Consider the following 13,856-nt stretch of genomic DNA (forward strand, 5'->3'; position numbering starts at 1 on the left):
TCGACCCATGCAAGCCTCCAATTCCCGTTCCCTCCGTCGCTGGCTGTTCGGCCTGCTGATCCTGCTGCTGGTGGCCGTATTGGCCTGGTGGCAGTGGCCCGCGCCGTCGGCCCACCACGAAGCCACGGGCGGCCGTCCGGGCCGGGGCGCGGGGCTGGGCATGGGCGGGCGCCCGGGCTTTGGCGCCTCCACCGAGGCGGTACCGGTGCGGGTCGAGCCGGTGCGGGTCGGTGACTTCCCGCTGTATTACAAGGCCCTGGGCACCGTCACCGCGACCAACACGGTCAACGTGCGCAGCCGGGTGGCCGGCGAACTGGTCAAGGTCCACTTCAAGGAGGGCCAGCAGGTCAAGGCTGGCGACCTGCTCGCCGAAATCGATCCGCGCGCCTACCGCATTGCCCTGCAGCAGGCAGAAGGCACCCTGGCACAGAACCAGGCGCAGTTGAAGAACGCCCAGGTCGAGCTGGCCCGCTACAAAGGCCTGTACGCCGAAGACAGCATCGCCAAGCAGACCCTCGACACCGCCGAGGCCCAGGTGGGCCAGTTCCAGGGGCTGGTCAAGACCAACCAGGCGCAGGTCAACGATGCCCGCCTGAACCTCGAGTTCACCCAGATCCGCGCACCGATCAACGGCCGCGTGGGCCTGCGCCAGCTGGACTTGGGCAACCTGGTGGCGGCCAACGACACCACCGCCCTGGTGGTCATCACCCAGACTGAACCGATCAGCGTCGCCTTCACGCTACCTGAAACCCAACTCGACACCGTGCTCGCCCGCTACCGCAGCGGCGCCAGCCTGCCGGTCGAAGCCTGGGACCGTGGCGACCAGAAGCTGCAGGCCAGTGGTGTGCTGGGCAGCCTCGACAACCAGATCGACACCACCACCGGCACCCTGAAGTTCAAGGGCACCTTCCAGAACAAGGACCACGCCCTGTTCCCCAACCAGTTCGTCAACGTGCGCCTGCTGGCCGACACCCTCAAGCAGGTGGTGCTGGCCCCGAGCGCGGCGATCCAGTTCGGCAACGACGGCACCTTCGTCTACGTGGTCAACAATGAAAGCAAGGTCAACATCCGTAAGCTCAAGGTGGGCGCCAGCGATGGCGAGCACACGGTGATCGTGGAAGGCCTGGCCGCCGGTGACCGCCTGGTGCTGGAAGGCACCGACCGCCTGCGCGAAGGCACCCAGGTCGAGGTGGTCGAAGACAGCTCGCAAGTGCCGACCACCCCCGGCCAGCACCTGCAAGGGCAGGGTGCGAAAGGTTCGGCTCAGGCCGGTGAGCCGAGCGACAAGGCGGGCGCATGAACCTCTCGCGCCTGTTCATCCTGCGGCCGGTCGCCACCACGCTGAGCATGCTGGCCATCGTCCTGGCCGGCCTGATCGCCTACAAACTGTTGCCGGTGGCGGCCTTGCCCCAGGTCGACTACCCGACCATCCGCGTCATGACCCTGTACCCCGGCGCCAGCCCACAGGTGATGACCAGCGCCGTCACCGCGCCGTTGGAGCGCCAGTTCGGGCAGATGCCGGGCCTCACACAGATGGCCTCGACCAGCTCGGGTGGCGCCTCGGTGCTGACGCTGCGCTTCAGCCTCGACATGAACATGGATGTTGCCGAGCAGCAGGTGCAGGCCGCGATCAACGCGGCCAGCAACCTGTTGCCCAGTGACCTGCCAGCGCCACCGGTGTACAACAAGGTCAACCCGGCCGACACCCCGGTACTCACGCTGGCCATCTCGTCGAAAACCATGCCGTTGCCCAAGCTCAACGACCTGGTCGATACCCGCGTGGCACAGAAGATCGCCCAGATCAGCGGCGTGGGCATGGTCAGCATCGCCGGTGGCCAGCGCCAGGCGGTGCGGATCAAGGTCAACGTCGACGCCCTGGCCGCCAACGGCTTCAACCTGGACGACGTGCGCACCCTGATTGGCGCCTCCAACGTCAACCAGCCCAAGGGCAACTTCGACGGCCCGACCCGAGTGTCGATGCTCGACGCCAACGACCAGCTGCGCTCGCCCGAGGAATACGCCAACCTCATCCTCAAGTACAACAACGGCGCGCCGCTGCGCCTGAAGGACGTCGCCGAGATCGTCGATGGCGCCGAGAACGAGCGCCTGGCGGCCTGGGCCAACCAGAACGAGGCGGTGCTGCTGAACATCCAGCGCCAGCCGGGCGCCAACGTCATCGAGGTGGTCGACCGGATCAAGGAACTGCTGCCGTCGATCACCGACAACCTGCCGGCGGGCCTGGACGTCAGCGTGCTCACCGACCGCACCCAGACCATCCGCGCCGCCGTGCGTGACGTGCAGCACGAGCTGCTGTTCGCCATCGCCCTGGTGGTGATGGTCACCTTCCTGTTCCTGCGCCGCGTTTCCGCCACCATCATCCCGTCGATCGCCGTGCCGCTGTCGCTGATCGGCACCTTCGGGGTAATGTACCTGGCCGGGTTCTCGGTCAACAACCTCACCCTGATGGCCCTGACCATCGCCACCGGTTTCGTGGTGGACGATGCCATCGTCATGCTGGAGAACATCTCCCGGCACATCGAAGAGGGCGAGACGCCGTTCCAGGCGGCGCTCAAGGGCGCCCGGCAGATCGGCTTCACCCTGATCTCGCTGACTTTCTCGCTGATCGCGGTGTTGATCCCACTGCTGTTCATGGCCGACGTGGTCGGCCGGCTGTTCCGCGAATTCGCCATCACCCTGGCGGTGGCGATCCTGATTTCCCTGGTGGTATCGCTGACCCTGACGCCGATGATGTGCGCGCGCCTGCTCAAGCGTGAACCGAAGGAAGAAGAGCAAGGTCGTTTCTACCGCGCCAGCGGCGCCTGGATCGACTGGCTGATCAAGCACTACGGCAGCGCCCTGACCTGGGTGCTCAAGCGCCAGCCGCTGACGCTACTGGTGGCAGTGGCCACCCTGGCGCTGACCGTGGTGCTTTACCTGATGGTGCCCAAGGGCTTTTTCCCGGCCCAGGACACCGGCGTGATCCAGGGCATCTCCGAAGCCCCGCAGTCCACCTCATTCGCCGCCATGAGCGAGCGCCAGCAGTCCCTGGCCAGCGTGATTCTCAAGGATCCGGCGGTGCAGAGCCTGTCCTCGTACATCGGCGTGGACGGCGACAACGCCACCCTCAACAGTGGCCGCCTGCTGATCAACCTCAAGCCCCACGGCGAGCGCGACGTCACCGCCGCCCAGGTCATCAGCCGCCTGCAACCGCAGCTCGACACGCTGGTGGGTATCCGCCTGTTCATGCAGCCGGTGCAGGACCTGAGCATCGAGGACCGGGTCAGCCGCACCCAGTACCAGTTCAGCCTCAGTTCGCCGGACGCCGAACTGCTCGCGCAATGGAGCGGCAAGCTGGTCCAGGCCCTGCAGCAGCGCCCCGAGCTGCGCGACGTGGCCAGCGACCTGCAGGACAAGGGCCTGCAGGTGTACCTGCTGATCGACCGCGACATGGCCAGCCGCCTGGGGATCAACGTCTCGCAGATCACCAGCGCGCTGTACGACGCTTTCGGCCAGCGGCAGATCTCGACCATCTACACCCAGGCCAGCCAGTACCGCGTGGTGTTGCAGTCGCAGACCGCCGCCAGCCTGGGCCCGCAGGCGCTGGAGTCGATCCACGTCAAGGCTGCAGACGGCGGCCAGGTGCGCCTGTCGGCACTGGCGCGCATCGAGCAGCGCCAGGCGCAACTGGCCATCTCGCACATCGGCCAGTTCCCGGCGGTGATGATGTCGTTCAACCTGGCCCATGGCGCGTCGCTGGGCGAGGCAGTCAAGGTGATCGAGCAGGTGCAGCGCGACATCGGCATGCCAATAGGTGTGCAAACCCAGTTCCAGGGCGCCGCAGCGGCGTTCCAGGCTTCGCTGTCGAGCACCTTGTTGCTGATCCTGGCCGCCGTGGTGACCATGTACATCGTGCTGGGCGTGCTCTACGAGAGCTACATCCACCCGGTGACCATCCTCTCCACGCTGCCGTCGGCGGCGGTGGGCGCCTTGCTGGCGCTGCTGCTCAGTGGCAATGACCTGGGGATGATCGCCATCATCGGCATCATCCTGCTGATCGGCATCGTCAAGAAGAACGCGATCATGATGATCGACTTCGCCCTGGAGGCCGAGCGCCACCAGGGCATGAGCCCGCACGATGCGATCTACCAGGCGGCGCTGCTGCGCTTCCGGCCGATCCTGATGACCACCCTGGCCGCGCTGTTCGGTGCCGTGCCGCTGATGCTCGCCACCGGTTCCGGCGCCGAGCTGCGCCAGCCGCTGGGCCTGGTGATGGTCGGCGGGCTGCTGGTGAGCCAGGTGCTGACCCTGTTCACCACGCCGGTCATCTACCTGTATTTCGACCGCCTGGCGCGCCGTTGGCGCCCAGCCACCGAGCAACAGCAGGCCGAAGCATGAACCTGTCCGGACCGTTCATTCGCCGGCCGGTAGCCACCATGTTGCTGAGCCTGGCGATCATGTTGCTGGGCGGGGTGAGCTTCGGCCTGCTGCCGGTGTCGCCGCTGCCACAGATGGATTTCCCGGTGATCGTGGTGTCGGCCAACCTGCCTGGCGCCAGCCCGGAGGTCATGGCTTCCACCGTGGCCACGCCGCTGGAGCGCAAGCTGGGCGCCATCGCCGGCGTCACCACCCTGACCAGCAGCTCGAACCAGGGCTCGACCCGGGTGATCATCGGCTTCGACCTGGGCCGCGACATCGACGGCGCGGCGCGCGAGGTGCAGGCGGCGATCAACGCCACCCGTAACCTGCTGCCCAGTGGCATGCGCAGCATGCCCACCTATAAAAAGATCAACCCGTCTCAGGCACCGATCATGGTGCTGTCGCTGACCTCCGACGTGCTGTCGAAGGGCAAGCTGTACGACCTGGCCGACACCATCCTGTCCCAGAGCCTGTCCCAGGTCAGCGGGGTAGGGGAAGTGCAGATCGGCGGCAGCTCGCTGCCCGCCGTGCGCATCGAGCTGGAACCGCAGTTGCTCAACCAGTACAGCCTGTCGCTGGACGACGTGCGCAGCGCCGTGGCCAACGCCAACCAGCGCCGGCCAATGGGCTACGTCGAGGACCAGGAACGCAACTGGCAAGTGCGCGCCAACGACCAGCTGGAAAAGGCCGAAGACTACAAACCGGTGGTGATCCGCCAGTCCAATGGCGCAATCCTGCGCCTGTCCGACGTGGCCAAGGTCACCGACGGCGTGGAGAACCGCTACAACAGCGGCTTCTTCAACGATGAAAGCGCGGTGCTGCTGGTGATCAACCGCCAGACCAACGCCAACATCATCGAGACGGTAGGGCAGATCAAGGCCGAACTGCCGGCCTTGCAGTCGCTGCTGCCGGCCAGCGTCAAGCTCAACGTGGCCATGGACCGCTCGCCGGTGATCAAGGCCACGCTTAAGGAGGCCGAGCACACGCTGTTGATCGCCGTGGTGCTGGTGATCCTGGTGGTGTACCTGTTCCTCGGCAACCTGCGTGCCTCGTTGATCCCGAGCCTGGCGGTGCCGGTGTCGCTGGTGGGCACCTTCGCGGTCATGTACCTGTGCGGTTTCTCGTTGAACAACCTGTCGCTGATGGCGCTGATTCTGGCCACCGGGCTGGTGGTGGACGATGCCATCGTGGTGCTGGAGAACATTTCCCGGCATATCGAGAACGGCGAGAAACCGATGCGCGCCGCCTACAAGGGCGCGCAGGAGGTGGGTTTCACCTTGCTGTCGATGAACGTGTCGCTGGTGGCGGTGTTCGTCTCGATCCTGTTCATGGGTGGCATCGTCCGTGGGTTGTTCAAGGAATTCTCCATCACCCTGGCGGCGGCGATCATCGTCTCGCTGGTGGTGTCGCTCACGTTGACCCCCATGCTCTGCTCGCGCTGGCTCAAGGTCCATGGCCCACAGCAGCAGACCCGCCTGCAACGCTGGAGCGACCGCGTTCACCAACGCATGGTGGCGGGGTACGACAGGAGCCTGGCTTGGGCCCTGCGCCACAAGCGCCTCACGCTGTTCAGCCTGCTGGCCACCATCGTGCTCAACATCGCCCTCTACGTGGTGGTGCCCAAGACCCTGATGCCCCAGCAGGACACTGGCCAGTTGCAAGGTTTCATCCGCGGTGACGATGGCCTGTCGTTCAGCGTGATGCAGCCGAAGATGGAAATCTACCGACGCGCCTTGCTCAAAGACCCGGCGGTGGAGAGCGTGGCCGGTTTCATTGGCGGCAACAGCGGCACCAACAACGCTTTCGTACTGGTGCGTCTCAAGCCCATCAACGTGCGCAAGGAAGATGCGCAGAAGGTGATCGACCGCCTGCGCAAGGAACTGCCCAAGGTCCCGGGCGGGCGCCTGTACCTGATGGCCGACCAGGACCTGCAACTGGGGGGCGGTGGTCGTGACCAGAGCACCTCCGAGTACCTGTACACGCTGCAGAGCGGCGACCTGGCAGCCTTGCGCGAGTGGTTCCCGAAAGTCACCGCCGAGCTGCGCAAGTTGCCGGAGCTGACCGCCATCGACGCCCGCGACGGCGCCGGCACACAGCAAGTGACGCTGGTGGTCGACCGCGACCAGGCCAAGCGCCTGGGCATCGACATGGACATGGTTACCGCGGTGCTCAACAACGCCTACAGCCAGCGGCAGATCTCGACCATCTACGACAGCCTCAACCAGTACCAGGTGGTGCTGGAGATCAACCCCAAATACGCCTGGGACCCGAGCACCCTGGAGCAAGTGCAGGTGATCACCGCCGACGGTGCCCGCGTGCCGCTGTCGACCTTCGCCCGCTACGAGAACTCCCTGGCCAACGACCGCGTCAGCCACGAAGGCCAGTTCGCTTCCGAGAGCATCAACTTCGACGTGGCCGAGGGCTACAGCCCCGACCAGGCCCTGGCGGCGTTGGAGCGCGCGGTGGCCAAGCTCGGCCTGCCCGAGGCGGTGATCGCCAAGCTGGGTGGCACGGCCGATGCTTTCAGCAAGACCACCCAGGGCCAGCCGTTGATGATCCTCGGCGCGTTGGTGTTGGTGTACCTGGTGCTGGGCATCCTCTACGAGAGCTACATCCACCCGCTGACGATCCTCTCCACGCTGCCTTCAGCCGGCGTCGGAGCCTTGCTGGCGCTGTACCTGACCGGGGGGCAGTTCAGCCTGATTTCGTTGTTGGGCCTGTTCCTGCTGATTGGCGTGGTGAAGAAGAACGCCATCCTGATGATCGACCTGGCCCTGCAACTGGAGCGCAACGACGGCCTGTCGCCTGAAGAGTCGATCCGCCGCGCCTGCCTGCTGCGCCTGCGGCCGATCCTGATGACCACCCTGGCCGCCATGCTCGGTGCGCTGCCCTTGCTGCTGAGCCGCGCCGAGGGCGCCGAAATGCGCCAGCCGCTCGGCCTGACCATCATCGGCGGCCTGGTGTTCAGCCAGGTCCTCACCCTCTATACAACGCCCGTGGTCTACCTGTACCTCGACCGCCTGCGCCACCGTTTCAACCGTTGGCGCGGCGTGCGCACCGACGCTGCCCTGGATACCCCGCTATGAATTTTGCCCAGACCCGCCTGCACCGCGCCCTCAAGCTGCTGACCGAGGGGCGTGGCTCGCGCCTGCTCGGCGCGGGCTTGTGCGTGGCGATGCTCAGCGCCTGTACCCTGAGCCCTGACTACCATCGCCCCGAGCTGAGCACCCCTGCGCAGTTCAAGCAGGCCGAAGGCTGGACCCAGGCCAACCCGTCGGATGCCATCGCCCGGGGGGCCTGGTGGGAGATCTATGGCGACCGGCAGCTCAACACGTTGGTCGAGGCGCTCAATCGCAGCAACCAGACCGTTGCGCAGTACGAAGCCCAGTACCGCCAGGCGCAAGCCCTGGTGCGCAGCAGCCGAGCCGCGTTGTTCCCTTCGCTCGACCTGACCACCAGCAAGAACCGTTCTGCCCAGGGCACCGGCAGTTCAAGCTCCAGCCTGTCGAACAACAGCAGCGGCATCCGCAACACCTACAACGCCCAGCTTGGCGTGAGTTGGGAGATCGACCTGTGGGGCAAGTTGCGCGAAACGATGAATGCCAACGAGGCCAGCGCCGAGGCCAGCCTCGCCGACATGGCGGCCATCCGCCTGAGCCAGCAATCGGAGTTGGTGCAGAACTACCTGCAATTGCGGGTGATCGATGAGCAGAAGCGCTTGCTGGAGGCCACCGTCGCCGCCTACGCGCGCTCGCTGAAGATGAACGAAAACCAGTATCGCGCCGGCGTTGCCGGCCCCGACGCGGTCGCCCAGGCGCGTACCCAGCTCAAGAGCACCCAGGCCGACCTGATCGACCTGGCCTGGCAGCGGGCGCAGTACGAGAACGCCATCGCCGTACTGATGGGCAAGGCCCCGGCCGACTTCGCCCTGGCCGCTACCAACACCATCCCGGCCCTGCCGCAGATCCCTGTGTCGCTGCCGTCGCAGTTGCTGGAGCGCCGGCCCGATATCGCCTCGGCCGAGCGCAAGGTCATGGCGGCCAACTCGAATATCGGTGTGTCCCGGGCGGCGTATTTCCCGGACCTGTCGTTGAGCATGAGCGGCGGTTACTCCAGCAGCAGCTTCAGCAACTGGATCGAGTTGCCCAACCGGTATTGGTCGGTCGGGCCGCAACTGGCCCTGAACCTGTTCGACGCCGGCAAGCGCAGCGCCGAGGTGGACCGCACCGTGGCGGTGTATGACCAGACCGTGGCGCAGTATCGCCAGACCGTGCTGGATGGGTTCAAGGAGGTGGAGAACTATCTGGTGCAACTGCAGGTGTACGCCGACGAAGCCGGGGTGCGGCAGGAGGCCCTGGAGGCGGCGCGGGAGTCGCTGCGGTTGACCGAGAACCAGTACAAGGCGGGGTTGATCGGCTACCTGGATGTGGTGAACGTGCAGACCACGGCGCTTAGCAATGAGCGCAGCGTGCTGAACCTGCTGCAGGGGCGGCTGGTGGCGAGTGTGCAGTTGATTGCGGCGCTTGGGGGCGGGTGGGATGCTCAGCAGGCGTTGGCGGGCGAAGATTGAGTTTCAGTGGCGACTGGGCTGACGCAGCGGTCGCCAGCGGGATTGTTCCTGGCCGTTGAATCGTATTCGCCGGCAACGCCGGCTCCTACAGGATGATCGCGAAAGCGGAGCACCCGGTAGGAGCCGGCCTTGCCGGCGAACCTTTGCGTTCAGGGCGCGTCAGGCCGTGGCGCTGGCGCCGCCACGCCGCCATCCATCGCATCCAACGTCGGATGCTCCTGCGCCGCCTGGCGCAGATCCTCGGTCACCCGCAGCTCGGCGCCGCTCGGCGAGAAGGTCGCGGTCGGCGCGAACGGGGCAGGGTGTTCTGGTGCCGGGCGCTTGCCGCGGCGCCAGAGGAAGAAGCCGACCATGGCCAGGTTGATCACGGCAAAGGCCCAGAACAGGCCGACTTCGCCATAGGAAGTCATCATCGGCGAGATGGCCAGCGGCGCCATGGCCGAGCCCAGCGAGTTGATCAGCAACAGGCCCTGGATCATCGGCACCAGGGCATCGGCCGGCGCCCGGTCGGCCGCGCTGCTGACCGCCACCGGGTACAAAGCGAACACACCGCCGCCCAGCAGGAACAGCAATGCCGGCAGCAGCACGGTGTCGGTGGGCAGCAGCACGATCAGTATTGACAGCACCACGCACGCAGCGGCCAGGGTGATCAGCACGTCCTGGCGGTCCTTGCGGTCGGACCAGCGCCCGACCGGGTATTGCAGCAGCATGGCGCCGAGGATCACCCAGGCCATCATGTCGCCGATCTCGCCGATGTCCAGGCCGATGCGCTGCAGGTACAGCGGCAGCAGGGCATAGATACCGGCGATGGCGACGCCCGAGCCGAAGCAGCCGACCAGCCCGGTGGGGGCCACGCCCAGCAGTTGGCGTGGCTTGAGCGGTTCGACCTGGTCCAGCAGTGGCGACACGCGGGGCAGGATCACGATCGGCAGTACCGACAGGGTGGCGAGCATGCCAGCGAGCATGAAGGGCGCGGTATCGCCCCAGCTGGTGATCTCGCCGAGGGTGGCCTGGGCGATCACCCCGGCGCCGTAGAAGGCGATCATGTACAGCGCTAGCAGGCGACCACGGATCTTGGCGTCGCCGGCCAGCAGCAGCCAGCTCTCGATCACCAGGAACACGCCCACCGCGGCCCAGCCGTTGAGCAGGCGCAGCAGCGACCACCAGGTGGTGTCGTAGAACAGCCCTTGCAGCAGGATGGTCGCGCCGATCAGCGCGGCGAAACTGCTGTAGGCGCGGATATGGCCGATGCGCAGGATCAGCCGGTCGTTGAACACCGCACCCAGGGTCAAACCGATGAAGTAGGCCGAGGACACCACGCCGATGGTGGTGGCCGACTCGCCGGCAGCGCCCAGGCGCAGGGTAGTCAGGGAAGACATGAAGCCATTGCCCAGGGCAATGATGAACAGGCCGAGCAGGGGTGCCAGCGCCATCGCCAGCAAACGCGGAGACATACGTACCTCAAGGTTGGAAAACGCGGATGTGCGCCTTTTCGGCTACAGCCGGTTAGCCGGGGCGGGCTGCTACCTGGGCAAGAGTCAACCGCTGGGCCTGTTGCAGAGAAGGCCGGGCGGGGGCGGTTGAGCCTGGTGCACATGGGCGATGTGGCGAGGCACGGACGCGGTCCTTGCGGGCGCTGGCCACCGGGTTGGGCGACGGGCGAAAAGGAAGCGCGATTTTACGGCCTGTGGGGGATTTGCCAAGGGGGACGAGGCTGCGACGAGAGGCCGCAGGGAAGAGGTGGGGCCAACCTTGAAGAAGAGCGGCATTGAAGAGTAAACATGCAATCGAAAATCATTAGTGGTTGCTCGTTCAATTTTGATAATGGCACATTGATATTGTTTGCGATAAGCTCATGTCCACTACGTACTCAGGGAGCGCAGGACGTGATCTACAATGCTGAATTCGTCAACGAGTTGCTGGGTAATTTCCATGCATCGTTCCTCAAGAATAAGGAAAAGTGGTGCACCATTTCGCAAGTAGGGCCAGAGGGTAATGCCTACAAGAAGAAAATGTACCAAAAGCTCTACACGCTGCGTTTTTTTCCAGCGTACTATCTAGAGTATTGTCTGTTGGCCAGCGAGCTGAAAGACCGCTTGCCATTTGATTGCAAGAGCATTCAGATCGCGTCATTTGGGTGTGGCATCTGCACCGACTACTACGCGTTGCGCGACAATCTTGGAGATGTCGAATTCGATTACTATGGTTTCGATAATTGCCAATGGTCCAGCCAGCGGCTGATCCCAGAGAACGACGATGACAACCTGGTCTTTCATCACCTCAATACGAAATCGTTAAAGCGAGTAGATCTTGATGAGATAGATGTTTTTGTCTTCCCGAAATCCATCAGTGACATTGCGGCAAGTGGTGGGTTGGAACGCCTGGCTGAAAGTATTTCGGCAAATGAGAATGATCGGATTTTTTTCCTTAATTCTTACGTTTTCAATGGAAGTGACAGTAAAAGGTCCTCAGGAAATATTCGTCATTTTGATGTTGTTCACGAGGCGTTGAGAAAGGTGGGTTTCAGCACTCAGGATGACAGGCATGAAACCCGATTCAAGGGTACGTTTGGCGAAGGGCTCAGGAAGATTTCATGGGATTTTTGCTATCCCGATGAGCTGATCCTCAAATGCGCTGATCAAGGGAAGTTTCCATCGTGTGAGGGCTGCAACGTCGTGAAGCTGCCCGTGATGACAAACCGCTTCATGGATTACCAACTGCTCGAGTACACCCGCCCATGATCATCAGTGCCAGTCGCCGCACCGACATCCCCGCTTTCTATGCCGACTGGTTCATGAACCGTGTCCAGCAGGGCTTCCTGCTGACCCGCAATCCCTTCAACTATCACCAGATCTCCCGGGTCTCCCTCGACCCGGCCGATGTCGATGCCATTGTGTTCTGGACCCGCAACCCCCGGCACTTGATGAAGTCGCTGGACACCCTGGACGCTCGCGGGCTGCGTTACTACTTCCACTACACGATCACCGGCTATCCCCGTGCCGTTGAAAAGTCCGTCCCTCGGCCGATGGACGCCATCCGCTGCTTCATCGACCTGAGCCAGCGCGTAGGCCCAGGGAAGGTGATCTGGCGCTACGACCCTATCCTGGTGTCCAACCTGATAGACCTTGCCGAGCACAAGCGGCTGTTCGCCAAGATCGCCGGCCTGCTGGCGGGGCATACCGAGCGGGTGGTCATCAGTTTTGCCGACTTCTACAAGAAGACCAGCAACAACCTGGCCAAGGTGCAGGGGTTGATCTGTTCCGATGTACTGGCCACCCCTGATGCGATGCTCGACCTCGCCCACTACATGGCCCAGGTTGCACAGGCGCATGGCATGCAGATACAGAGCTGCGCCGAAGAAGTGGACACTGATGCGGCGGGTATCGCGCATGGCAAGTGCATCGATGACCAACTGCTCACCGACTTGTTCGGGTTAACGCTCAAAAGCATCAAGGACGCCGGCCAGCGAACGGCTTGTGGCTGCATCAAGAGCGTCGATATCGGTGTCTACAACACGTGCTTGCATGGTTGTGCGTACTGCTATGCCACGTTCAACCATGAGAAGACGCTTGCCCAGCGTCAGCAACATGATCCCGCTAGCCCCTTCCTTATTGGCGGTACGGAAGGGGTATCGCCAGCGTTGCTGGAACCTGGCACCAGGCAATCAACGCTGTTCTGAGGCAAATAAGGCCGTCAGCTCGATGAGTTGGTGTTGGAGGTCTCGGACCGCTGCTGATCTTGCTGGGACACATCTTTGGCCAAGGTCTCCTGGGCTTGCTGGCGTTGCAGGGCCCACTTATCGCTGCGCTCCTTGAGGCGCTCGGCGCCGCCCTCGGCGAATGCCGTGGTCATCGAGGTCATGGTCAGCAGCGCGAGGGCACAGAGCAGGATTTTCATCGGGATCATCTCCATCATGGGTGGTCAGTGCGGCCGGGTAGCGACCGGTTGACGGGCATGATGGCTGGGCAGGGTTTTCTCAGGATTAAGCGTCGATCTTTGAAAGATATGCGCGGGAGAGTTGCAGCGCTTATGGTATCGAGCGCCGCGCAGACGGCGCCCGATCTCAAGAGCGTCGCAAAGTTACTTTTGACCAGCCTGGTGCCGGGGCCATCTCACCGCGTGATCAACCGCTCATGCACCCAACCCTGGTCGGTCAACACCATGGCGCGAGTCTCCTCGAGCGGTTTCTCGGCACTGCCGGCAGCCTGGCCCAGGCCAAGGACGCCGGCCTGCACCGCTTCATCGCCGGCCCAGCCCGGCAGGTCGGTGACCTGATAGCGGTAGGTAACCTGCGAAACCTTGCGCCCTTCGCGTTCGGCCGGCTTGCTGAACGCGGTGATCTCGGTGAGCCGGGCCTTGCCGAAGCACAACCCGCCGGTGCTGCCGCCATCCGCGCGTTTCGCGGCGTCGGCGCGGTAGTACTTGCGGCCCTCGTCGGTGAGTTCGTAGGCGTAATAGATGTCGGTGCGGGCGGGCTGCCACAGGCGCTCTGGCACCTCGGTGCGGGAAATCTCCCGTTCGCTGACCACGCCGACCTTGGCCAGGGCGCGCAGCGCCTTGTTGGTGCCTTCGACGTCGAAGTCGCGGGTGCGGGCAGGGAAGGCGGTAATCACGAAGCAGTGCGGGTACTGGGTGTCGAGGTAGGCCTGGGCGGCCTGGCGAAAGCTGGCTTCGCGGGTGTCCTGGCCGGCCGAGCAGCCGAACAGCGTGGCCAGCAGGGCCAGCGGTACGATCTTCCTGTTCATCGTAAGGCTTCCTTGTAATTGCCAATTGCGCAGCGAACACCGGCCGGGCCGGTCGGATCGGGATTAGAACCTGCAAGCCAGAGCGTCCGCAATCATGGCAACTGGACATGTCGGCGGGGTTGTGC

The 13,856-nt window shown here is 64.1% G+C and carries 9 protein-coding genes; 6 read left to right on the forward strand and 3 right to left on the reverse strand.

The genetic code is table 11. From position 1 onward, the window contains the following. The first annotated feature begins 7 nt into the window (after positions 1-7). Genes IM733_RS06145 through IM733_RS06160 form a run of 4 tightly spaced genes read left to right on the forward strand, consistent with a single transcriptional unit; the run spans position 8 to position 8,986 of the window. Positions 8-1,300 (forward strand): MdtA/MuxA family multidrug efflux RND transporter periplasmic adaptor subunit, encoded by a 1,293-nt coding sequence (locus IM733_RS06145; protein WP_248920016.1) that lies wholly within the window; start codon positions 8-10, stop codon positions 1,298-1,300. Then, positions 1,297-4,395 (forward strand): MdtB/MuxB family multidrug efflux RND transporter permease subunit, encoded by a 3,099-nt coding sequence (locus IM733_RS06150; RefSeq protein WP_248920017.1) that lies wholly within the window; start codon positions 1,297-1,299, stop codon positions 4,393-4,395. Before IM733_RS06145 ends, IM733_RS06150 begins: the two co-directional genes overlap by 4 nt. Next, complete coding sequence (locus IM733_RS06155) at positions 4,392-7,502, forward strand: efflux RND transporter permease subunit (RefSeq protein ID WP_248920018.1); 3,111 nt, start codon at positions 4,392-4,394, stop codon at positions 7,500-7,502. The genes IM733_RS06150 and IM733_RS06155 overlap by 4 nt, the downstream gene beginning before the upstream one ends. Further along, positions 7,499-8,986: an efflux transporter outer membrane subunit gene (locus IM733_RS06160; protein ID WP_248920019.1), complete on the forward strand. Its 1,488-nt coding sequence runs from the start codon at positions 7,499-7,501 to the stop codon at positions 8,984-8,986. Before IM733_RS06155 ends, IM733_RS06160 begins: the two co-directional genes overlap by 4 nt. A 149-nt stretch (positions 8,987-9,135) precedes the next feature. Here IM733_RS06160 and IM733_RS06165 read toward each other — a convergent pair whose 3' ends face one another. Further along, entirely contained in the window at positions 9,136-10,440 is a 1,305-nt protein-coding gene (locus tag IM733_RS06165; protein ID WP_248920020.1) for an MFS transporter, read from the reverse strand. Between the two features lie 432 nt (positions 10,441-10,872). On the opposite strand from IM733_RS06165, the gene IM733_RS06170 reads away from it, so the two are divergent. Next, a complete protein-coding gene (locus tag IM733_RS06170; protein ID WP_248920021.1) occupies positions 10,873-11,727 on the forward strand; it encodes a hypothetical protein in 855 nt (284 codons plus the stop codon). Beyond that, on the forward strand, positions 11,724-12,665 hold the full coding sequence (locus IM733_RS06175) for a DUF1848 domain-containing protein (protein WP_248920022.1): 942 nt from the start codon (positions 11,724-11,726) through the stop codon (positions 12,663-12,665). Before IM733_RS06170 ends, IM733_RS06175 begins: the two co-directional genes overlap by 4 nt. Before the next feature lie 14 nt (positions 12,666-12,679). On the opposite strand, the gene IM733_RS06180 is transcribed toward IM733_RS06175, so the two are convergent. Next, positions 12,680-12,883 (reverse strand): hypothetical protein, encoded by a 204-nt coding sequence (locus tag IM733_RS06180; RefSeq protein WP_248920023.1) that lies wholly within the window; start codon positions 12,881-12,883, stop codon positions 12,680-12,682. A 215-nt stretch (positions 12,884-13,098) separates the two neighbouring features. Beyond that, the gene (locus tag IM733_RS06185) at positions 13,099-13,731 is read right to left on the reverse strand and encodes a hypothetical protein (RefSeq protein ID WP_248920024.1); all 633 of its coding nucleotides are present in this window, start codon (positions 13,729-13,731) and stop codon (positions 13,099-13,101) included. Between the last annotated feature and the right edge of the window lie 125 nt (positions 13,732-13,856).

This window comes from Pseudomonas entomophila, assembly GCF_023277925.1.
Taxonomy (GTDB): Bacteria; Pseudomonadota; Gammaproteobacteria; order Pseudomonadales; family Pseudomonadaceae; genus Aquipseudomonas; species Aquipseudomonas entomophila_D.

Bases quoted from the DNA above. Each gene is read 5' to 3' on its own strand.
- IM733_RS06145 (WP_248920016.1), top strand. From the start codon at position 8: ATGCAAGCCTCCAATTCCCGTTCCCTCCGTCGCTGGCTGTTCGGCCTG.
- IM733_RS06150 (WP_248920017.1), top strand. From the start codon at position 1,297: ATGAACCTCTCGCGCCTGTTCATCCTGCGGCCGGTCGCCACCACGCTG.
- IM733_RS06155 (WP_248920018.1), top strand. From the start codon at position 4,392: ATGAACCTGTCCGGACCGTTCATTCGCCGGCCGGTAGCCACCATGTTG.
- IM733_RS06160 (WP_248920019.1), top strand. From the start codon at position 7,499: ATGAATTTTGCCCAGACCCGCCTGCACCGCGCCCTCAAGCTGCTGACC.
- IM733_RS06165 (WP_248920020.1), bottom strand. From the start codon at position 10,440: ATGTCTCCGCGTTTGCTGGCGATGGCGCTGGCACCCCTGCTCGGCCTG.
- IM733_RS06175 (WP_248920022.1), top strand. From the start codon at position 11,724: ATGATCATCAGTGCCAGTCGCCGCACCGACATCCCCGCTTTCTATGCC.
- IM733_RS06180 (WP_248920023.1), bottom strand. From the start codon at position 12,883: ATGAAAATCCTGCTCTGTGCCCTCGCGCTGCTGACCATGACCTCGATG.
- IM733_RS06185 (WP_248920024.1), bottom strand. From the start codon at position 13,731: ATGAACAGGAAGATCGTACCGCTGGCCCTGCTGGCCACGCTGTTCGGC.